This is a genomic window from Pseudomonas sp. NPDC089395, from assembly GCF_044749525.1.
In the GTDB taxonomy this organism is placed as follows: domain Bacteria; phylum Pseudomonadota; class Gammaproteobacteria; order Pseudomonadales; family Pseudomonadaceae; genus Aquipseudomonas.
In genome coordinates, this window is the sequence record NZ_JBIVID010000008.1 from 186,103 (window position 1) to 206,368 (window position 20,266).

At 60.9% G+C, this 20,266-nt stretch carries 18 protein-coding genes; 5 read left to right on the top strand and 13 right to left on the bottom strand.

The window, feature by feature from the left end; genetic code table 11:
- Positions 1-182: 182 nt before the first annotated feature.
- From ACIPZG_RS18515 to fdhA, 3 genes are all read left to right on the top strand, one after another.
- A complete protein-coding gene (locus ACIPZG_RS18515) occupies positions 183-815 on the top strand; it encodes a sarcosine oxidase subunit gamma (protein WP_400715958.1) in 633 nt (210 codons plus the stop codon).
- 12 nt (positions 816-827) lie between these two features.
- Positions 828-1,685 carry a formyltetrahydrofolate deformylase gene (gene purU / locus ACIPZG_RS18520; RefSeq protein ID WP_008095897.1) on the top strand — a complete coding sequence of 286 codons (858 nt, stop codon included), beginning with the start codon at positions 828-830 and terminating at the stop codon, positions 1,683-1,685.
- A 268-nt stretch (positions 1,686-1,953) separates the two neighbouring features.
- Positions 1,954-3,153 (top strand): formaldehyde dehydrogenase, glutathione-independent, encoded by a 1,200-nt coding sequence (gene fdhA, locus ACIPZG_RS18525; RefSeq protein WP_008095899.1) that lies wholly within the window; start codon positions 1,954-1,956, stop codon positions 3,151-3,153.
- Positions 3,154-3,177: 24 nt separating this feature from the next.
- Here the strand turns inward: fdhA and ACIPZG_RS18530 are convergent, their stop codons facing one another.
- From ACIPZG_RS18530 to ACIPZG_RS18545, 4 genes are all read right to left on the bottom strand, one after another.
- Positions 3,178-3,384, bottom strand: a complete 207-nt coding sequence (locus ACIPZG_RS18530) for a hypothetical protein (RefSeq protein ID WP_400638846.1) — start codon at positions 3,382-3,384, stop codon at positions 3,178-3,180.
- A gap of 89 nt (positions 3,385-3,473) precedes the next feature.
- Positions 3,474-3,737 (bottom strand): DUF3077 domain-containing protein, encoded by a 264-nt coding sequence (locus ACIPZG_RS18535; protein ID WP_400715960.1) that lies wholly within the window; start codon positions 3,735-3,737, stop codon positions 3,474-3,476.
- A gap of 157 nt (positions 3,738-3,894) precedes the next feature.
- On the bottom strand, positions 3,895-4,137 hold the full coding sequence (locus tag ACIPZG_RS18540; RefSeq protein ID WP_008095907.1) for a hypothetical protein: 243 nt from the start codon (positions 4,135-4,137) through the stop codon (positions 3,895-3,897).
- A 422-nt stretch (positions 4,138-4,559) separates the two neighbouring features.
- Positions 4,560-5,492: an RHS repeat-associated core domain-containing protein gene (locus ACIPZG_RS18545; protein WP_400715962.1), complete on the bottom strand. Its 933-nt coding sequence runs from the start codon at positions 5,490-5,492 to the stop codon at positions 4,560-4,562.
- A 212-nt stretch (positions 5,493-5,704) separates the two neighbouring features.
- Here ACIPZG_RS18545 and ACIPZG_RS18550 point away from each other — a divergent pair, with 212 nt between their 5' ends.
- On the top strand, positions 5,705-6,280 hold the full coding sequence (locus ACIPZG_RS18550) for a DUF2780 domain-containing protein (protein ID WP_400715964.1): 576 nt from the start codon (positions 5,705-5,707) through the stop codon (positions 6,278-6,280).
- A 39-nt stretch (positions 6,281-6,319) separates the two neighbouring features.
- On the opposite strand, the gene ACIPZG_RS18555 is transcribed toward ACIPZG_RS18550, so the two are convergent.
- The 4 genes from ACIPZG_RS18555 to ACIPZG_RS18570 all read right to left on the bottom strand — a co-directional run bounded on the left by ACIPZG_RS18555 (position 6,320) and on the right by ACIPZG_RS18570 (position 10,509).
- A complete protein-coding gene (locus tag ACIPZG_RS18555; protein WP_400715966.1) occupies positions 6,320-7,072 on the bottom strand; it encodes an RHS repeat-associated core domain-containing protein in 753 nt (250 codons plus the stop codon).
- A gap of 123 nt (positions 7,073-7,195) precedes the next feature.
- Complete coding sequence (locus ACIPZG_RS18560; protein ID WP_400715968.1) at positions 7,196-7,933, bottom strand: RHS repeat-associated core domain-containing protein; 738 nt, start codon at positions 7,931-7,933, stop codon at positions 7,196-7,198.
- Between the two features lie 102 nt (positions 7,934-8,035).
- Positions 8,036-9,388 carry an APC family permease gene (locus ACIPZG_RS18565; protein WP_400715970.1) on the bottom strand — a complete coding sequence of 451 codons (1,353 nt, stop codon included), beginning with the start codon at positions 9,386-9,388 and terminating at the stop codon, positions 8,036-8,038.
- 233 nt (positions 9,389-9,621) lie between these two features.
- Positions 9,622-10,509 carry an acyltransferase gene (locus ACIPZG_RS18570; RefSeq protein WP_400715972.1) on the bottom strand — a complete coding sequence of 296 codons (888 nt, stop codon included), beginning with the start codon at positions 10,507-10,509 and terminating at the stop codon, positions 9,622-9,624.
- A gap of 182 nt (positions 10,510-10,691) precedes the next feature.
- On the opposite strand from ACIPZG_RS18570, the gene ACIPZG_RS18575 reads away from it, so the two are divergent.
- Positions 10,692-11,192 (top strand): ATP-dependent zinc protease, encoded by a 501-nt coding sequence (locus ACIPZG_RS18575; RefSeq protein WP_400715974.1) that lies wholly within the window; start codon positions 10,692-10,694, stop codon positions 11,190-11,192.
- A gap of 114 nt (positions 11,193-11,306) precedes the next feature.
- On the opposite strand, the gene ACIPZG_RS18580 is transcribed toward ACIPZG_RS18575, so the two are convergent.
- The 5 genes from ACIPZG_RS18580 to aceE form a co-directional block, all read right to left on the bottom strand.
- Positions 11,307-11,930 (bottom strand): glutathione S-transferase, encoded by a 624-nt coding sequence (locus ACIPZG_RS18580; protein ID WP_400715976.1) that lies wholly within the window; start codon positions 11,928-11,930, stop codon positions 11,307-11,309.
- A 3-nt stretch (positions 11,931-11,933) separates the two neighbouring features.
- A complete protein-coding gene (msrA, locus tag ACIPZG_RS18585) occupies positions 11,934-12,602 on the bottom strand; it encodes a peptide-methionine (S)-S-oxide reductase MsrA (RefSeq protein WP_400715978.1) in 669 nt (222 codons plus the stop codon).
- Positions 12,603-12,743: 141 nt separating this feature from the next.
- Positions 12,744-15,425, bottom strand: coding sequence for a putative bifunctional diguanylate cyclase/phosphodiesterase (locus ACIPZG_RS18590; RefSeq protein WP_400715980.1), 2,682 nt, complete (start codon positions 15,423-15,425; stop codon positions 12,744-12,746).
- Between the two features lie 248 nt (positions 15,426-15,673).
- Entirely contained in the window at positions 15,674-17,311 is a 1,638-nt protein-coding gene (gene aceF / locus ACIPZG_RS18595) for a dihydrolipoyllysine-residue acetyltransferase (RefSeq protein ID WP_400715982.1), read from the bottom strand.
- 13 nt (positions 17,312-17,324) lie between these two features.
- Positions 17,325-19,970: a pyruvate dehydrogenase (acetyl-transferring), homodimeric type gene (aceE, locus tag ACIPZG_RS18600; protein WP_400638855.1), complete on the bottom strand. Its 2,646-nt coding sequence runs from the start codon at positions 19,968-19,970 to the stop codon at positions 17,325-17,327.
- Positions 19,971-20,266 lie beyond the last annotated feature (296 nt).

Here is a 20,266-nt window from a genome sequence, read left to right on the forward strand (position 1 = left end):
CTCCGGGCCCTGTGGTGAGCCGGCTGGCCCCATCGCCGGCAAGCCGGCTCCCACAGGATCGATGCAGTTCTGGAGGTAGGTGCAGTCCCCCTTGTGGGAGCCGGCTTGCCGGCGATAGGGCCGGCAAATCCAACCCAGAAACTGCGTCGTATCGACGACCAAGAATTCAAGGCAGGTAAGAAATGAGCGCTATCAACGTCTTCCAGCAAAACCCCGGCACCGAGGCCAAGGCCCAGTCGCCACTGCACCACGCCGACCTGGCCAGCCTGGTTGGCAAAGGCCGCAAGAACGCAGGCGTGACCCTGCGCGAGAAGAAGTTCCTCGGTCACCTGACCCTGCGTGGCGACGGCCATGACCCAGAGTTCGCCGCAGGCGTGCACAAGGCCCTGGGCCTGGAGCTGCCGGTGGCCCTGACCGTGGTCGCCAACAGCGAGATCTCGCTGCAATGGATGGGACCGGACGAGTGGTTGCTGATCGTCCCCGGTGGCCAGGAGTTCGCCGTCGAGCAGAAGCTGCGCGCGGCCCTCGAAGGCAAGCACATCCAGGTGGTCAACGTCAGCGGCGGGCAAAGCCTGCTGGAACTGCGCGGCCCGAACGTGCGCGAAGTGCTGATGAAGTCCACCAGCTATGATGTTCATCCGAACAACTTCCCGGTGGGCAAGGCCGTGGGCACCGTGTTCGCCAAGTCGCAACTGGTGATCCGCCGCACCGCCGAAGACACCTGGGAGCTGGTGATTCGCCGCAGCTTCGCCGACTACTGGTGGCTGTGGCTGCAAGACGCTTCGGCCGAGTACGGCCTGAGCATCGAGGCCTAAGGAGAACATGACATGAGTCGGGCACCGGATACCTGGATTCTCACCGCCGACTGCCCGAGCATGCTCGGCACCGTCGACGTGGTGACGCGTTACCTCTTCGAGCAGCGCTGCTACGTCACCGAGCACCACTCCTTCGATGACCGGCAGTCGGGGCGCTTCTTCATTCGCGTCGAATTCCGCCAGCCGGACGATTTCGACGAGGTGGGCTTTCGTGCCGGCCTCGGCGAGCGCAGCGAAGCGTTCGGCATGGCCTTCGAGCTGACCGCGCCGAATCACCGCCCCAAGGTGGTGATCATGGTATCCAAGGCCGACCACTGCCTGAACGATCTGCTGTATCGCCAGCGCATCGGCCAGCTGTCGATGGATGTGGTTGCGGTGGTGTCCAACCACCCTGACCTGGAGCCGCTGGCGCAGTGGCACAAGATTCCCTACTACCACTTCGCCCTCGACCCCAAGGACAAGGCCGGGCAAGAGCGCAAGGTGCTGCAGGTGATCGAGGAAAGCGGCGCCGAGCTGGTGATCCTTGCCCGCTACATGCAGGTGCTGTCGCCCGAGCTGTGCCGGCGCCTGGATGGCTGGGCGATCAACATTCACCACTCGTTGCTGCCGGGGTTCAAGGGTGCCAAGCCTTATCACCAGGCGTACAACAAGGGCGTGAAGATGGTCGGCGCCACGGCGCACTACATCAACAACGACCTCGACGAAGGGCCGATCATTGCCCAGGGGGTCGAGGTGGTGGACCACAGCCACTATCCGGAAGACTTGATTGCCAAGGGGCGGGACATCGAATGCCTGACCCTGGCGCGGGCGGTGGGGTATCACATCGAGCGGCGGGTGTTCCTTAACGCCAATCGGACTGTGGTTCTGTAGCGAACTCTCGGGCCTCATCGCCGGCAAGCCGGCTCCCACAGGTACCCCACAGGCCTCAAGCCTGGCGCAGTACCTGTGGGAGCCGGCTTGCCGGCGATTGGCCCAACCCCTTTTCCCCTGCCGTAAAAAGGCATCTCCCTGTCGCTTCCAGTCACTGCGACATCCCCCATCAGGCCCACAATTCTCTGCATCCCAGTACCCCATGCCGCCCACGGATGGCGGCGCTTCAACCAACGCTGCATAAATACAAATCAAGCGAGGTAAGAGCATGTCTGGCAATCGTGGAGTGGTGTATCTCGGCGCTGGCAAGGTCGAAGTACAGAAGATCGACTACCCGAAAATGCAGGACCCGCGCGGCAAGAAGATCGAACACGGCGTCATCCTCAAGGTGGTCTCCACCAACATCTGCGGCTCCGACCAGCACATGGTCCGCGGCCGTACCACTGCCCAGGTCGGCCTGGTGCTGGGCCACGAAATCACCGGTGAAATCGTCGAGATGGGGCGTGACGTCGAACGCCTGAAGATCGGTGACCTGGTGTCCGTTCCGTTCAACGTCGCCTGCGGCCGCTGCCGCTCGTGCAAAGAGATGCACACCGGCGTCTGTCTCACCGTCAACCCGGCCCGTGCCGGTGGCGCCTACGGTTATGTCGACATGGGCGACTGGACCGGCGGTCAGGCCGAATACGTGCTGGTACCGTACGCCGACTTCAACCTGCTGAAACTGCCGGACCGCGACAAGGCCATGGAGAAGATCCGTGACCTGACCTGCCTGTCCGATATCCTGCCAACCGGTTACCACGGAGCCGTGACGGCCGGCGTTGGCCCAGGCAGTACTGTTTACGTAGCGGGCGCCGGCCCGGTCGGCCTGGCAGCGGCTGCCTCGGCCCGCCTGCTGGGCGCAGCCTGCGTCATCGTTGGCGACCTCAACCCACTGCGCCTGGCACATGCCAAGTCCCAGGGCTTCGAAGTGGTCGACCTGTCCAAGGACACCCCGCTGCACGAGCAGATCATCGACATCCTCGGTGAGCCTGAAGTGGATTGCGCCGTCGATGCCGTAGGCTTCGAAGCCCGTGGCCATGGTCATGAAGGCGCCAAGCACGAGGCCCCGGCTACCGTGCTGAACTCGCTGATGCAAGTGACCCGTGTTGCCGGCAACATCGGTATCCCGGGCCTGTATGTGACCGAAGACCCAGGCGCGGTCGATGCTGCCGCCAAGATCGGCGCGCTGAGCATCCGCTTTGGCCTGGGCTGGGCGAAATCGCACAGCTTCCACACCGGCCAGACTCCGACCATGAAGTACAACCGTCAGCTGATGCAGGCGATCATGTGGGACCGTATCAACATCGCTGAAGTGGTGGGTGTGCAGGTCATCAGCCTGGATCAGGCGCCGGAAGGCTATGGTGAGTTCGATGCAGGTGTGCCGAAGAAGTTTGTGATCGATCCGCACAAGACCTTCAGTGCGGCGTGATGTGACTGAAATGACGAAGCCCCTCTATTGAGGGGCTTCGTTTTTATCGGCGTCCAATACTTGCAGCACAGAACCCTTGTCGTCGGTTACCAGTAGCCCGTTGCCCGCTGGGTCGTCCGATTGCTGCTCGGCCAGCGGCATGTCCGCATGGCGGAAGATGCTGCGATGCTGATCACCCTGTTTCACGGTGATGAGCTTGTCACCTTGGTAGAAGAACAATGAGTTGCTCATGGCTTCGGTCCCCTGCAGTGGTGTTGAGTACGTTCATTCTGAACAGTTGCAGGGATTATGAAACTGGTAGAAATATCAGGTACCGGGTATCAGTGCATCATTCCCAGCTCGGCATCATCCAGTAGCGCCTTGGCCATTGCACTGAGGTAGTGGGAAGCCCAGATCAGTTGCTGGTCGCCTTCCATCAGGCCGGTGAGGGTCATGTCGCGCACATAGCCCATCAGCTCCGAGGCCTGTTCGCGGGCGCTTTGGCAAGGAATGCCTGGGGCGATGCAGAACAGCGGTTGGGTTTGGCCTTCGGCCTGGTAGAAGAAGGTCTTGCCCACGGTGGTTTTGGTGTCGTCTGTGGTCATTGTTCGATCTCCCTGAAGGTTCTTTGCTGCCTGATCCGGCCTCATCGCGGGTAAACCCGCTCCTACAGGTTCACCACAGACCATGGCCTTGAGCTGTCCCTGTAGGAGCGGGTTTACCCGCGATGAGGCCAGACCATGCAGCACATGGTTTGAGCCCTTAGTGCAGCGTCCGCGGCTCCACGGGCATCTGCGCCTGGATCAACGCGGACTCAAGCAGCACCCGCAGCGCTTCAAGCTCATGCATCGTGGCCATCATCAGAATCGAAACCGGTGATTTGGGTTGCAGCAGAATCGCCTGATGCGCGACGGTTTGGGCGCACAGGGCATAGTCCGTGGCCTGGATGAGGGTGTCTTCGAGAGAGTGGGGATTGTGAGGTGGATCGGGGACGATTTTTAACATATTTGTTCTCCTGGTTAAGGGAGCTCGTCACCGTCTGCTGTCAAACAGAAAGGTGGCAGCTGTACATGGGTTGACAGACCGGTAGGAAGAACGAAACCCGGCGCACCGAAGTGCCCCACGTACAGCCGCCATAAAGGCAAAACCATCGTTCTAACCTAGTCAGCCTGTCAAAGCTGATCGCCGCTTTCGCAACGACCGCCCGAGACTAGTGCGCAACCCAGGTCACCGCAATGGCTTGAGGGGGTTGAGAGTATGTTTCAGAAATTTCCTACAAGAAATAGGAAAAAAATTAAAAAGGTGGGAGATAAACCCGCTTTGCAGGGGCTGTAGGTGAGGAGCCACCTTTGATGCGGCAGATTGGAGTTGGCATGCGGGAGGACAAGCGTCACTAACGTGCCGCTTGCCCTCCCGTATCGCCTAACTCAGATAGGTGGATTGAAAGCAAACCTGTCTCTGTCCCTTCTGATGTCCACCACTAAGGGCGCTGTGCGCCGGCTAGGCGCAAGAGAAGCTGTTTTATTTGCTGGTACCGGGGAGCCGCGTCTTTCTGCTATTAGTGTTTCTGCAAATTCCAATTGCTCTTTCAAGTGTTGGTCTATCGTACTGAGTGGGATGTCATATTTTTCTGCGTATTTTATGTCTTTTGCATTGAGTGATTTAGTTTTTGTGAATGCGTGCTTTTTTATCCCAGTGCTTATATCCACCAAGCGCTGCGTACTCTCTCCTGGCGACAACGGCAAGGGTCGAGGACCTTCTTCATAGGCGCTATAACTTTTGCCGTAAAGTATCCTGCTTCGCTGGTCGTTTCGTTTGTTTACACCCTTGTTGTACGTTTGAATGCGCTCAATTTTTTTCGCTTGCCGTCCAAAGAATTTATTGCCTATCCATTTGACTATCGAGTGGCCCGATGGGTCTGTGTTGTTTATAGGATCTCCGCCACAGTACATGTAGCTGTTCAACCCACCGTCACCAAACGGGCTAAGATCATCGGGCGAGCAGAAGCGCATCAAATTAGGCCTGAGCAGCCTATAGCCATTGCCCAGTGCATAGTTCTGGGTGATTGGCTCAAGGCGCTCACCGTTGAAGGCCACCGGGCCGCAATGCGAAAGCAACCTTGAGTTGTATCCGTAGGCGGTATAGGCGTGCAATTCATTTTCGAGTCGATTGGACTCAATTGTGCCAAGGACAGAGTCGGTTCGGTCGGAGATCAAAATAGCCGATGGGGTGGCGTTATTTTTCACAGCCAGCGGCGTATTCGCGATGCGTAAAACGCTGCGTGTACTACTGTCTGCTTTGACAATGCTGAGTTTCTCGTTCTGATAGAAAAGCTGGGTGGCATCTCGTTTTGATTGCATGGCGCATTCCTCTTCAAGTGATGCCTCGTTGGTGGTTTACCGATGCAACTACCAATGGAGTGAGGTGTGACACCATAATGAGTGGGGAACAAATGGAGTGGCTACTGACAAAAATACTAGGTAGCCGAACCAGCCTGCCCAGGAACAAACCCCCGAACGCCGAGTCGAATGCCTCGTTTCCCCGGCCATCCCGGCCCACGAGGTTCCTCCCAATGAAAGCATTCACCCTGGCAACCCTGATGACCCTGGCCGCAAGCCCGGTGTTCGCCTTCAACCTCAGCGACGCTGCCAACGCCGTGTCGGCCATGCAGAACCAAAACCCACAGGGCCAGGTGCAGGCGCCCGAGGGGCAGGCCAATCTGCTCAATACCTTGGGTAGCGAGCTGAAGATCACGCCCGAACAAGCCGTGGGCGGGGCGGGGGCCATGCTGGGGTTGGCGCGCAACAACCTGAGCAGCGATGACTATGGCCAACTGACCAAGGCCGTGCCGGGCCTCGACCTGCTGTCGGGCGCCAATGCGCTGGGCGGCTTGAGTGGCCTGGGCGAGTTGCTGGGCAAGAACAGCGAAAGCCAGTCGGCGCTGAGCAATGCCCTGGGCAACAACGTCGAGAACCGCAATGACCTGGACACTGCGTTCAAGGCGCTGGGGATGGACACCGGGATGATCGGCCAGTTTGCCCCGCTGATTCTGCAGTATCTTGGCCAGCAGGGCATCGCTGGGTCGTTGCTGCAGAATCTGGGTAGCCTGTGGACTACACCGGCACCCGCGGCCACGCCTTCGGTCTGAACCCTATCCATGAGTAGCGAACCTGCAGGGTGCGGTTAGTTAAAATTGCCCACCTCTGAGATGAACGCCGAGTCGGTCCCGTATGTCTGCTATGTCTGTGCGTATCCGGGCAATATCTGCGTCATATTGACGACGTATCTCGGTACCCGGCGCTACATAATTAAGGTTATTGATATAGGTCTGTTCGTGCCCTAATGCGGTCGTCAGGCGGTCATACAGGTCGACTGCTTCAGGGACAGTCATCTGATTTTCCGTAGAGACAGATGGCTGTCTGGAAGCCAGGGGGCCGTTACCCTGAGGACCGCGTTGGTTCGTGGCTAAGTGTGCGAAGTGCTGATCTCCGCCACCTTGTGCTAGAGGGTTTCTGTTCCGCGGTTGAGGTACTTGAGCTTGTTGCCGTTGTGCTAGCCGCTGTCTCAGTTCCGCGACCCGCTGTTGTGCGGGTTGTTGTTGAACCCGCCTTGTCTCGATTGCTCTTGCCCGGTCGCGCATTGGATTGGCAACCCTTCGCATGCCGCTGATATCGACATGTCCGCTGGGATCAAGACGGTTGATCGGTTCGCCTGCGCAATAGGCATAGGCATTTCGGCCACCTCTGCCAAACGGGCTCCAGCTATCAGGTGCAAGGAATCTCATAACTGCCGGGCTGTACGGGCGATAGCCATTACCAAGCAGGTAGGTTCCAGAGCGCTTTTCTAGCACTTCGCCATTGAAGCCGAGCAGCTGCTGATTCACGTGGGCATCTTGAAAATGTCCATAAGGCGTATAAGCAAGAAACGTCGCGCTTCTCATCAAGTGTCCCTCACCTCGCCTTCAGAACCGATAGCTCTTCAGGGTGGTTTTAAATTTTATCAGCCAATTTCGTTCTTCTATAATCTCATGCGAGATCATCTCTTATATCTTCGATAACTGTGTTCATACTACGCGCGGAGCAATGGGTAGATCGGTATAGGGATAGAGTCTTGCTGCAGTGGCTCGTAACAGATTGGTCTCGTCTCTAATGCGAGCAAGTTCAATGTTGGTTGTTTTTATATCTGTCTGTGATTTGTAGGCGATTGTGACGGGTAAATCGAAAAATAGTTGCTCTGACTTTGCTTGGGTGTTCAGCAGTTTGTCGACGAATAAATAATATACCTGCCGATCTTTGTAGGTGTGTTCCCGCGAAACCGGGTTGCTTAAGATCGAGCTGCCTTGGCTTTTGGCCGCGCGGCGCTGAGGGATGGACAGTTGGAGTGTTTCGGGTACGGAGCTGGGCGTATCAAGGGGGGCAGTGTTGACTTTACTGCGCTTGCCGACATGATTTTTTTTCAAATAAATTTTCTGTGACGTGGCTGAACTTGCGGGCTTTTTAAGTCTGCTTCTGGCCTGTATCAACTGGTTGACAGTGGGTGCATGACCGGTGGGATCCACGTAGTTGATGGGATCTCCAGCACAATAGGCATAAGCGTTGGTGCCACCCTCTGCGAATGGGCTCAGGCTGTCGGGTGCGACAAAGCGCATCAGTGCTGGATTGTAGCTACGGTAGCCTTTTCCTAACGCATAAAGTCTGTTCAGCGGATCGTACCGTTCTCCATTGAAACCAAGCATCGAGACCAGACGTGCTTGATTGGCGATGTACCCGTACGGGCTATAGGCAAGGGCGGCGGTTTTCAATGGACAGGGCCTCGCAAAAGACGTGTTGCATAAGTCTTCGTCTTCGCGAGGCCGTGCACAACTAGCAGAATTATCAGGGTCCGCTATGAAACCGCGCCGCGTTCAACCGGCTTCGGAAAAATCGACGAGGCAAACCGGACGGCGGAAACCGGCGGTCAAGACGGCCAGATACGCCAACCCCAGCGCAAACCAGCACAGACCAATCACCATGGTCAGCGCCGACAGGCTGGTCCACAGCCACAAGGTCAGGCTCAACCCCACCAGCGGCACCGCGCCATAGCACAGCAGGCCTTTGAGGTTGCGCTGTGCGCTGTCGTCCATCAGGTGGGTCTTCACCACCGCCAGGTTCACCGCCGAGAACGCCACCAGCGCGCCAAAGCTGATCAGCGAGGCGAGGGTGGACAGGTCGATCACCAGCGCCAGCAGCGAAAACGCCGACACCAGCAGGATGGCGAACACCGGCGTGCCGAGGCGTGGCGACAGGTGGCCAAAGGTACGCTGCGGCAGCACTCGGTCGCGGCCCATGGTGTAGAGAATGCGCGACACCGCTGCCTGGGAGGCCAGTGCCGAACCCAAGCTGCCAGCTACATAGGCGGCGGTGAAGAAGTTGGCCAAGAACTGCCCACCCGCCTTGAGCATCACCTCGTTGGCGGCGGCATCGGCGTTGGCGAAGGTGCTACCCGGCAGTACCAGCTGGCTCACATAGGCCAGCACGGTGAACAGCAGGCCGGCGAACAGGGTGGTGAGGATGATGGCACGCGGCACATCGCGGCGAGCGTCGCGGCTTTCTTCGGCCAGCGTGGAAACAGCGTCGAAACCCAGGAACGACAGGCACAGTACGGCAGCGCCAGCCATCAGCGGGCCGAAGCCGGGTGCGCTGCCATCACCGCGCAGCGGCGTCAGCCAGTCGATTGGCTGGCCGTTGCCCAGGGTCTGCCACGACAGCGCTACGAACACGCCGATGAACACGATCTGCGCGCCGACGATCAGGTTGCTGGTCTTGGCCACCGAGTTGATGCCGACCACGTTGAGCACGGTCACCAGGGCGATGGAGGCAAGCACGAAGGCCCAGGCGGGCACTGCCGGGAAGGCGATGTTGAGGAACAGGCCGATCAGCAGGTAGTTGATCATCGGCAGGAACAGGTAGTCGAGCAGCAGCGACCAGCCTGCCAGGAAGCCGACGTTCTGGCCGAAGGCCATGTTGGTGTAGGAATACGCCGAGCCCGCGACCGGGAAGCGCTTGACCATGAAACTGTAGGACGCGGCGGTGAACAGCATGGCCAGCAGGGTGACCAAATAGGCGCCGGCGGTGCGGCCACCGGTGAGTTCGGTGACGATGCCATAGGTGGTGAAGATGGTCAGTGGGACCATGTAGACCAGGCCGAAGAACACCAGGGCTGGGAGGCCCAGGACACGGCGAAGTTGGGGCGGGGCGGAGCTAGGTTGGTTGGCCATTGATCGATCCAGGCTTTTTTGTAGTTGTGCTTTGATCGATTTTTATCCACTTAGGTGGGGTGTGACAAAGAAGTATTCCTAATGCTGATTATAAGTCTGGGTTTTAATTGGGATTAGTCGGTGTGTGTCAGGGCCCCATCGCCGGCAAGCCGGCTCCCACAGGTATGGCGCAAGCCTTGAGAGCGGTGGTGTACTTGTGGGAGCCGGCTTGCCGGCGATAGGGCCCGATCAGGTCAACGTATTTCCGAGCGCAACTGCTCGATCCGCTGATCCTTCTCCTCCCACACCCGATTCACCCAGGCCTGCACAGTCTGGCGGAAGGCCGGATCATTCTCGTAGTCCCCCGCCCACAAGGCCGGGTCCAGTTCACGCACGCGAATGTCGATAATCACCCGACTGATGCTGCCGTTGAGCAGGGCCCAGAATCCCGGCGCCTTGTTGCCGGGATACACGATGGTCACGTCCAGCAGCGCATCGAGCTGCTCGCCCAGCGCCGCCAGCACGAACGCCACGCCGCCCGCCTTGGGCTTGAGCAGGTAGCGATAGGGTGATTGTTGTTCCCGGTGCTTGGCCTCGGTGAAGCGCGTGCCTTCCAGGTAGTTGACCACGGTCACCGGCTGGCGCTTGAACAGCTCGCAGGCGGCCTTGGTGATCTCCAGGTCCTTGCCCTTGAGTTCGGGGTGCTTGTCCAGAAACGCCTTGCTGTAGCGCTTCATGAACGGGTAATCCAGCCCCCACCAGGCCAGGCCCAGCAGCGGCACCCAGATCAGCTCCTTCTTGAGGAAGAACTTGAAGAACGGCGTGCGCCGGTTGAGGCTCTCGATCAGCGCCGGGATGTCGACCCAGGTCTGGTGGTTGCTGACGGCAAGGTACGAGGTGTCCTTGCGCAGATTCTCGACGCCGCGGATATCCCACTGGGTCGGGATGCACAGGGCGAAAATGGCCTTGTCGATTTCCGACCAGGTTTCGGCCACCCACATCACCGCCCACGAGGCATAGTCACGCCCACGGCCCGGCAGGACCAGTTTGAGCAGGGCGAAGACCAGCAGCGGGCAGATCAACACCACAGTGTTGAGCAGCAGCAGGGTGGTCGTGAGAATGCCAGTGAACAGGCGACGCATAAGGAAACTCGTGTTGTGAAAGGAAGCAGTGGGCAATGATAAGCAGGGCTGCGTCCTACGCCAAATGTGCAATTGCCTGCGGCGGGGACAAATGTTTCACATTATGTTGTTTAGCCTTGTGTCAGCGAACCTATCCTGCCTGTGCAGTCTAAGCACTGACCCCTTACAAGGAAGCCTGCCCTGTGAAATCCATGCTTGCCCTGTTATCGCTGCTGGCGCTGCCAGTCATGGCCGCCGAGCCGACGATCTATGGCCGCTACGAGAACATTGCCTTGCCTGAGCTTGGCGAAACGCTGAAAGCCAAGATGGACACCGGTGCCTACACCGCGTCGCTGTCGGCCAAGGACATCGAGCTGTTCAATCGCGATGGCGAGGAGTGGGTGCGTTTTCGCCTGGCGACCAAGGATTCGAACGGCAAGGTTTATGAGCACAAGGTCTCGCGCATCAGCAAGATCAAGGGCCGTGCCGAAGAAGAGGACGAAGGTGATGCACCGGAGCTCTCCAAGCGGCCGGTGGTCGACCTGGAGCTGTGCCTGGGGGATGTGAAGCGCACCGTGGAGGTGAACCTGGTGGACCGCAGCCACTTCAACTACCCGCTGCTGGTGGGGGCCAAGGCGCTGCGCGAGTTCAAGGCGGCAGTGAACCCGGCGAAGCGGTTTACTACGGGCAAGCCTGACTGCTGATTGGTTCAGCCTGTACCGGCCCTATCGCCGGCAAGCCGGCTCCCACAGGTACAGCGCAGGATTCAAGGACTGCACCGTACCTGTGGGAGCCGGCTTGCCGGCGATAGCGGTCTGTCAGGCCACCGGTGCCGTGGCGACCATCGACGGCCGCTTGCTCACCTCGGCATACCACGCCGCCAATCCTGGCTGGCGCGCTCGCCAGCCAAACTCAGGCTGGCGCAAGTCCAGATACCCCAGCGCACAGGCCACGCCAATCGCCACCAGATCAAACCCCGAAATCAGCTCCGCCAGGTGCTCCTGCTCCAGGTTGGCCAGGCTGCGCCGAATCTTCTCGCCCTGCGCCTCCAGCCAGCCATCCCAGCGTTTGTCCTCCGGTCGCAAGAAGCTTTCATAGCGCGACGACACCGCCGCGTCCATGATCGCATCGGCCTGCGACATCAGGGCCATGCGCCGCCAGCGCGCCGAACCCTCGCGAGGCAGCAGCGGCAAGCCGACATGCTGCAGGTCGAGGTATTCGCAGATCACCCGGCTGTCGTGCAGCACGGTGCCGTCTTCCAGGCGCAGGGCCGGGATCTTGCCGATTGGGTTGCCCTGGTTGAGCTGCTCGTCACCGTTCACCGGGCTGATGTTCACCGGCTGCAGAGCCACGCGGTCAAGCTGGCCGGTCTCGTGCAGCACCACCATGACCTTGCGCACGAACGGCGACAGGGGCGAGTGGAACAGGGTCATCGTGGCCATGGCTCAGTTGCCTTGCAGGCTGGGTGGCAGGCACACGCCGGTGCCGCCGATGCCGCAGTAGCCGTCCGGGTTCTTGGCCAGGTACTGCTGGTGGTAGGCCTCGGCGAAGTACACGGTCGGTGCCTGGTCGATCTCGGTGGTGATCTCGCCGAAGCCGGCCTTGCTCAGCTCGGCCTGGAAGGCGTCGCGGCTGGCCTTGGCTTCTTCGAGCTGCTGCGGTGAGGTGCAGAAGATGGCCGAGCGGTACTGGGTGCCGACGTCGTTGCCCTGGCGCATGCCTTGGGTCGGGTTGTGCAGCTCCCAGAACATCGTCAGGAGTTCGCGGTAGCTGACGCGGTTCTTGTCGAACACCACCAGCACCACTTCGGTGTGGCCGGTCAGGCCCGAGCAGACTTCTTCGTAGGTAGGGTTGGGAGTGAAGCCGCCGGCATAGCCGACCACGGTGCTGACCACGCCTTCACGCTGCCAGAAACGGCGCTCGGCGCCCCAGAAGCAGCCCAGGCCGAAGATGGCGAAATCGATGCTGCCTTCGAAGAACGGGCCGAGCAGCGGGGTGCCTTCGAACACGTAGTGGAACTCAGGCAGGGTCATCGGGGTTTCGCGGCCGGGCAGGGCTTGCTCGGCGGTTGGCATGACGTTTTTGTTCATCAGGATTTCCGAACGCAGGACCATGGCCGTTCCTCTGTGTTTTTCAGTTGAATAACAGTGTTGGCTTCATCGCGGATAAATCCGCTCCTACACGCATTTGTAGGAGCGGATTCATCCGCGATGAGGCCCGAATGGACTCTATAGTGCCCGAGCTTGGCGCAGCTGTCAGTCCATTGGACCGCGCGGATAGCGCTTGAGTTTTTCCGCCAGCTCACGCCCCGGAATCGGCCGGTCGAACAGGTAGCCCTGGCCCACGTCGCAGCGGTGCCGACGCAGGAACGCCAGCTGCTCCGGCGTCTCGATCCCTTCGGCCACCACCTTGAGCTTGAGGTTGTGGGCCATGGCCACCACCGCCGAGGTGATCTCCATGTCGTCCTGGTTGTCGGGGATCTCGTTGATGAAGCTGCGGTCGATCTTGATGATGTCGATCGGAAACTTCTTCAGGTAGCTCAGCGACGAATAACCGGTGCCGAAGTCGTCCATGGCCAGGGTCAGGCCCAGGGCCTTGAGCTCATCGAGCTGGCGGTGGGTGTCTTCGCTGGCCTCCAGCAGCAGGCCTTCGGTCAGCTCCAGCTCCAGCAGGTGCGGGGGCAGGGCTTCTTCCTTGAGGATCGTGCCGATCGATGCCACCAGGTCGGGGTCGGAAAACTGCTTGGGCGAGAGGTTGATGGCCACGTGCAGGTTGCCCATGCCGGCCTCGCGCAGTTGCTGGCTCATGCAGCACGCCTGGCGGACCACCCACTTGCCGATGGGGATGATCAGGCCGGTTTCCTCGGCCACGCTGATGAACTGGTCGGGGCGGATCATGCCGCGCTCGGGGTGGTTCCAGCGCAGCAGCGCCTCCAGGCCCAGCAGGCGACCGCTGCGCAGGCACAGCTTGGGCTGGTAGAACACCTCCAGCTCGTTCTGGGTCAGGGCGCGGCGCAGGTTGTTCTCCACGAACAGCTTGTAGCTGGCCTCGGCATTGAGCACTTCGGTGAACACCTGCACCTGATGCTTGCCGTTGGCCTTGGCCTTGTGCAGGGCCAGGCCTGCGTTCTTCATCAGGGTGGTCGGGTCGCTGCCGTGCAGCGGCGCGCAGGCCAGGCCCACCGAGGCGGTCACGTTGATCAACTGGTTGTCGACGAACATCGGCTTGTCGAGGGTGCGCAGCAGTTGCAGCGCTACGCCCTGGCCGTCTTCCAGGCTGGTGTCGTCGAGCAGCACGGCGAATTCGTTGCTGGCGAAACGGGCCAGCACGCCACTGGCGCTGAGGCTGTTGCGCAGGCGCCGGGCCAGGCTGATCAGCAGTTTGTCGCCGGTCTGGTGGCCGAGGCTGTCGTTGATCCGCTTGAAGTTGTCGATGTCCACCAGCAGCAGGCAGGTCGAGCTGTCGCCTTCGCGGGCGAAGCGCTCGTCGAGGCTGCGGATGAACGCTGGGCGGTTGCCCAGGTTGGTCAGGTTGTCGGTGTAGGCCAGGCGCTCGATGCGCTGCTGGGCCAGCTTGGTCTGGGTGACGTCTTCGTAGATGCCGATGTAGTGGGTCAGCTCGCGGTTGTCGCCGTAGACCTTGGAGATCGACAGCTGGCCCCAGTACGGTTCGAGGTTCTTGCGCCGGCTCTTGAACTCGCCTTGCCAGCTGTTGCCCATGGCCAGGCTCGACGGCGAATCGAACAGCAGTTCGCTGAGGTTCTCCAGCGCCGGCAGCTCGGCCAGGTGGTGGCCCTGGACCTCCTCGGTGCTGTACTGGGTGATCGCCGTGAAGCTGGGGTTGACGTACTCCACCACGCCATCGCGGTTGACCAGCAGGAACGCGCTGGCGCTCTGCTCCACGGCGCGCTGGAACAGGTGCAGGGCGCTGGCGGCGGTGCGCCGGTTGTGGTTGGTGATGACCTGGGCGAATTGGTCGGCCAGCTCGCCGGCGAAGGCGATTTCATCCGATTGCCAGGTGCGCGGCTGGCCGGTCTGCTCCAGGCACAGCACGCCGACCACCTGGCCATCGACACGGATACTGGCGTCGAGCATGGCGTTGTTGTCGGCGTACAGGGTCTCGGCCAGTTCACGGGTACGCGGATCGTGGTTGGCGTTGTGCGCATCGATGGCGCGGCTGGCGTGCAGGGCTTCCAGATAGTCGGGAAAGCGGCTGGCGTCGATAGGGTCGGGCAGGCGGTGGACCTGCTCCTTGCGCAGCCAGGCGCTGATCGGCTCCAGGCGCTGTTCTTCCAGGTGCCAGATGCTGGCGCTGTCGACCTTGTAGATTTCGCAGGCACTGCGGGTGATCAACTGCGCAGCTTCGAGCAGCGAGTTCTCGGCGCTATAGCGTTGCCGGGCCAGACGCAGGATCAGGTCCTGCTGGCCGCGCACGCGCTCCAGGTGTTCGAGCTGCTCTTGCTGGGCGCGCTGGTTGAGTTGCAGGGCCAGTTCGAGACGGTTGTTGCGCGACTCGAGATCGGTGGCATCCAGCTCGTCGTCTTCGTCTTCGAGCACCGTAAGGAACCCGCGCAGCAGCTGGCGGTTGTGCTGCTTGAACGCTTCGCCGGCCTCCAGTATGCGCAGCGTGCGCGACTGTGCGTGCAAGGTGTAGCGCACGCGGTAATAGCTGCGGCGGTTGAGCTGCAGCTGGATTTCGTCGTGCAGGCGGTAGCGCGCTTCCGGCTCCATGAGGCTGGCATACGGCGCGTCGATCAGCGCACACAGCGCGGAGGCGGGCAGGCCGAACTGGCGCTCGCAGGCGGGGTCGAGGTAGAGCATTGCCCAGGTCGCTTCGTTGAGCCTTTCGAAACGCAGCATGCCGAGCCGCGAGGGCACGGGAAGCTGCGTGACGACCTCGGCCGCCACACGGCTGGCGGCATCGGGTTGGCTTTTCATCGAAGACTCGCTTGAAGAGGGAGACGCGGCCTGGGCGGCGGCGCATCTGGCAAGGTTGCATCATGTCCCCAGGGCTGGCAAGCGGCCATGTGGCGTGTCATGTGTATGTTTTCGGCGGCGGGGCGGGAAACTGAAGGTTGCTGCGGCACAGGCAAAAAAAAGCCCCGCCAATTGACGGGGTTGAGGTACGAGCGTGGCAGCTCGAAAAAGGTACCTGCCTCCCCGAAGGAAGGCAGGTTGGCTGCGTGTTACAGCAGCATGGTGCGGATATCGCCCAGCACGTCGCCCAGGCGCTTGGTGAAGCGCGCGGCGGCAGCGCCGTTGATCACACGGTGATCGTAGGACAGCGACAGCGGCAGCATCAGCTTCGGCTGGAAGGCCTTGCCATCCCAGACCGGCTGCATGGTTGCCTTGGACACACCGAGAATCGCCACCTCAGGCGCGTTGACGATCGGCGTGAAGCCGGTGCCGCCAATGTGGCCGAGGCTGGAGATGGTGAAGCAGGCGCCCTGCATGTCGTCGGCCGACAGCTTCTTGGTGCGGGCTTTCTCGGCGAGCGAGGCAGCTTCGGCAGCCAGTTGCAGCAGGCTCTTCTGGTCGACGTTCTTGATCACAGGGACCAGCAGGCCATCCGGGGTGTCCACGGCAAAGCCGATGTGCACGTACTTCTTGCGGATGATGGCCTTGCCGCTTGGCGCCAGCGAGCTGTTGAAGTCCGGCAGTTCCTTGAGCAGGAAGGCGCAGGCCTTGAGCAGCAGGGGCAGCACAGTCAGCTTGACGCCAGCCTTCTCGGCCACGGCCTTCTGCGCAACGCGGAAGGCTTCCAGCTCGGTGATGTCGGCAGAGTCGAACTGGGTCACGTGCGGCACGTTCAGCCAGCTGCGGTGCAGGTTGTTGGCACCGACCTGCATCAGGCGGGTCAGGGCCACTTCTTCCACTTCACCGAACTTGCTGAAGTCCACGGCCGGGATCGGCGGGATGCCAGCGCCGCCGGTTGCGCCAGCGGCTGCTGGTGCTTCCTTGGCCTTCTGCATCATCGCCTTGACGTAGACCTGCACGTCTTCTTTCAGGATGCGGCCGTGCGGACCGGTAGCGGCAACCGCGCCCAGCTCGACACCGAATTCACGGGCCAGTTGGCGAACCGCCGGGCCTGCGTGAACCTTGGCGTTGTTGCCGGCAGCCGGTGCGGTGGCAACCGGAGCAGGGGCAGCGGCAGCCGGGGCAGCAGCAGGTGCGGCGGCCGGAGCAGCTTCAGCCTTGGCTGGCGCAGCAGCGGCCGGAGCCGGTGCTGCAGCCGGGGCAGCGCCAGCGACTTTGAGCTTGAAGATCAGGTCGCCAGTGCCGACTTCATCTTCGAGCTTGCACAGGACTTCTTCGACCACGCCAGCAGCAGGCGACGGGATCTCCATGGAGGCCTTGTCGGACTCCAGGGTGATCAGCGACTGGTCGGCTTCGACGGTATCGCCGACCTTGACCAGCACTTCGATGATCTTGGCCTTGCCCGACGAACCGATATCCGGCACGTGGATGTCCTGCACGCTGGCAGCGGCAGGTGCTGCAGCCGGGGCGGCAGCAGGGGCAGCTTCAGCAGCCGGAGCCGGTGCGGCAGCCTGGGCAGGTGCCGCGGCCGGAGCCTCGGGCGCCGCAGCGGCGCCCTCGGCTTCCAGCACCAGCAGTTCGTCGCCTTCTTTCAGGCGGTCGCCCAGCTTGACCTTCAGTTCCTTGATGACACCGGCCTTGGGCGCCGGGATCTCCATGGAGGCCTTGTCGGACTCCAGGGTCAGCAGGCTCTGGTCGGCCTCGATACGGTCACCGACCTTGACGAACAGCTCGATGATTTCACCTTCACCGCTGCCGATGTCAGGTACGCGAATGAGTTCGCTCACTTAAAAATACTCCTCAGCAGTCCAGTGGGTTGCGCTTGTCCGGATCGATGCCGAACTTGACGATAGCGTCAGCCACCACCTTCGGTTCGATCTCGCCACGGTCAGCCAAGGCTTCCAGGGCAGCCAGCACCACGAAGTGGCGGTCGACTTCGAAGAAGTGACGCAGCTTCTTGCGGCTGTCGCTGCGACCGTAACCATCGGTACCCAGGACTTTGAACTCTTTGCTCGGCACCCACTGACGGATCTGCTCGGCGAACAGCTTCATGTAGTCGGTAGAGGCAACAACCGGGCCTTTGCGGCCAGCCAGGCACTGCTCGACGTAGGTCTGCTCTGGCTTCTGGCCAGGCTTCAGGCGGTTGGCGCGTTCCACGGCCAGGCCGTCGCGGCGCAGTTCGTTGAAGCTGGTGACGCTCCACACGTCGGCACCGACGTTGAACTCTTCACGCAGGATCTTCGCCGCTTCGCGAACTTCGCGCAGGATGGTGCCGGAGCCCATCAGCTGTACGTGGTGCGCGGCTTCGCGGGTATCGTCCTCGAGCAGGTACATGCCCTTGATGATGCCTTCCTCGACACCGGCCGGCATGGCTGGCTGCTGGTAGGATTCGTTCATCACGGTGATGTAGTAGAAGATGTCCTGTTGCTCTTCGGTCATCTTCTTCATGCCGTCCTGGATGATCACCGCCAGCTCGTAGCCGTAGGTCGGATCATAGGTGCGGCAGTTCGGGATGGTGCCCGCCATCATGTGGCTGTGGCCGTCTTCGTGCTGCAGGCCTTCACCGTTGAGGGTGGTACGGCCGGCGGTACCGCCGATCAGGAAGCCACGGGTGCGGCTGTCGCCAGCGGCCCAGGCCAGGTCGCCGATACGCTGGAAGCCGAACATCGAGTAGAAGATGTAGAACGGCAGCATCGGCTGGTTGTGGCAGCTGTACGAAGTACCGGCAGCGATGAACGACGACATGGCGCCGGCTTCGTTGATGCCTTCCTCGAGGATCTGGCCCTTCTTGTCTTCGCGGTAGAACATCACCTGGTCTTTATCGACTGGCTCGTAGAGCTGGCCGACCGACGAGTAGATGCCCAGCTGGCGGAACATGCCTTCCATACCGAAGGTACGGGCTTCGTCCGGGATGATCGGGACGATGCGCTGGCCGATTTCCTTGTCCTTGACCAGCTGCGCGAGGATCCGCACGAAGGCCATGGTGGTGGAGATTTCGCGGTCGCCCGAGCCGTCCAGGATCGCCTTCAGGGTTTCCAGGGGCGGGGTCGGCACGCTGAAGCTCTTCGCGCGGCGCTGTGGCACGAAGCCACCCAGTGCGGAACGGCGCTCGGCCAGGTACTTGGCTTCGGCGGAACCTTCTTCGGGCTTGAAGAACGGCAGGTTCTCGAGCTCGCTGTCCTTGACCGGGATGTCGAAGCGGTCACGGAAGTGACGCAGGCTGTCGACATCGACCTTCTTGGTGTTGTGCGCGGTGTTCTTGGCTTCGCCGGCACCGGTACCGTAACCCTTGATGGTCTTGGCCAGGATGACGGTCGGCTGGTCTTTGTGGTTGACCGCCTGGTGGTAGGCCGCATAGACCTTGTACGGGTCGTGGCCACCACGGTTGAGCTTCCAGATCTCGTCGTCGGACAGGTCTTCGACCATGGCCTTGAGCTCTGGGGTGTTGAAGAAGTGCTGACGCACGTAGGCGCCGTCTTTGGCTTTGTAGTTCTGGTACTCGCCGTCGATGACTTCGTCCATGCGACGCTGCAGGGCACCGTTGGTGTCCTTGGCGAACAGTGGGTCCCAGAAGCGGCCCCAGACGACCTTGTTGACGTTCCAGCCACCGCCACGGAACACGCCTTCGAGTTCCTGGATGATCTTGCCGTTGCCGCGAACCGGGCCGTCGAGGCGCTGCAGGTTGCAGTTGATGACGAAGATCAGGTTGTCCAGCTTCTCGCGGCCAGCCAGGGCGATCGCGCCCAGGGATTCCGGCTCGTCGCACTCGCCGTCGCCCATGAAGCACCAGACCTTCTGCTTGCCAGCCGGGATGAAGCCACGGGCTTCCAGGTACTTCATGAAGCGCGCCTGGTAGATCGCCTGGATCGGGCCCAGACCCATGGAAACGGTCGGGAACTGCCAGAAGTCAGGCATCAGCCATGGGTGCGGGTACGAAGACAGGCCTTTGCCGTCCACTTCCTGACGGAAGTTGTTCATCTGGTCTTCGTTGATGCGGCCTTCCATGAAGGCACGGGCGTAGACGCCTGGCGAAGCGTGGCCCTGGAAGAAGATCAGGTCGCCGCCGTGTTCTTCGGTCGGGGCCTGGAAGAAGTAGTTGAAGCCGATGTCGTACAGGGTGGCACTGGAGGCGAAGCTGGAGATGTGGCCACCCAGGTCCGAGTCCTTCAGGTTGGTGCGCATCACCATGGCCAGCGCGTTCCAACGCACCATCGAGCGAATGCGGCGTTCCATGAACAGGTCGCCAGGCATGCGTGCTTCGTGGGTGACTGGGATGGTGTTGCGGTATGGCGTGGTGATTGCGTATGGCAGCTGGGAGCCACTACGGGTGGCCAGCTCGCCCATGCGGGTCATCAGGTAATGAGCGCGGTCTTCGCCTTCTTTGTCGAGGACCGACTCCAGGGCATCCAGCCATTCCTGGGTTTCGATTGGATCGAGGTCTTGCATGGCTTGCTCCAGGGCGGAAAGGCCACCAGAATCGGGGGCCTGAGTTTGCGACTGGCCTTATGGGCAGACGTCGTGAATTCTTGGATTACCGGAGTGTGCACCGGCGGCGTGTAGTTTTACTACATTTGCTTTCGTATTTCATGCTTTTACACGGGCGGGGTAGTAGTAATACTACACAAATGCGACGTTTGGTCGCACCTTGGCTTGTGAGGAAAAACGTTCATGTTGGTTGGCGTTGTGTCGCGAACGGGTGATTCTTGATGTTTGATGCCAATGATTCGTTTTTTTCAGCTATT

Coding starts and splice junctions, on each gene's coding strand:
- ACIPZG_RS18515 (WP_400715958.1), top strand. CDS start 183: ATGAGCGCTATCAACGTCTTCCAGCAAAACCCCGGCACCGAGGCCAAG.
- purU (WP_008095897.1), top strand. CDS start 828: ATGAGTCGGGCACCGGATACCTGGATTCTCACCGCCGACTGCCCGAGC.
- fdhA (WP_008095899.1), top strand. CDS start 1,954: ATGTCTGGCAATCGTGGAGTGGTGTATCTCGGCGCTGGCAAGGTCGAA.
- ACIPZG_RS18530 (WP_400638846.1), bottom strand. CDS start 3,384: ATGAGCAACTCATTGTTCTTCTACCAAGGTGACAAGCTCATCACCGTG.
- ACIPZG_RS18535 (WP_400715960.1), bottom strand. CDS start 3,737: ATGACCACAGACGACACCAAAACCACCGTGGGCAAGACCTTCTTCTAC.
- ACIPZG_RS18540 (WP_008095907.1), bottom strand. CDS start 4,137: ATGTTAAAAATCGTCCCCGATCCACCTCACAATCCCCACTCTCTCGAA.
- ACIPZG_RS18545 (WP_400715962.1), bottom strand. CDS start 5,492: ATGCAATCAAAACGAGATGCCACCCAGCTTTTCTATCAGAACGAGAAA.
- ACIPZG_RS18550 (WP_400715964.1), top strand. CDS start 5,705: ATGAAAGCATTCACCCTGGCAACCCTGATGACCCTGGCCGCAAGCCCG.
- ACIPZG_RS18555 (WP_400715966.1), bottom strand. CDS start 7,072: ATGAGAAGCGCGACGTTTCTTGCTTATACGCCTTATGGACATTTTCAA.
- ACIPZG_RS18565 (WP_400715970.1), bottom strand. CDS start 9,388: ATGGCCAACCAACCTAGCTCCGCCCCGCCCCAACTTCGCCGTGTCCTG.
- ACIPZG_RS18570 (WP_400715972.1), bottom strand. CDS start 10,509: ATGCGTCGCCTGTTCACTGGCATTCTCACGACCACCCTGCTGCTGCTC.
- ACIPZG_RS18580 (WP_400715976.1), bottom strand. CDS start 11,930: ATGGCCACGATGACCCTGTTCCACTCGCCCCTGTCGCCGTTCGTGCGC.
- msrA (WP_400715978.1), bottom strand. CDS start 12,602: ATGGTCCTGCGTTCGGAAATCCTGATGAACAAAAACGTCATGCCAACC.
- ACIPZG_RS18590 (WP_400715980.1), bottom strand. CDS start 15,425: ATGAAAAGCCAACCCGATGCCGCCAGCCGTGTGGCGGCCGAGGTCGTC.
- aceE (WP_400638855.1), bottom strand. CDS start 19,970: ATGCAAGACCTCGATCCAATCGAAACCCAGGAATGGCTGGATGCCCTG.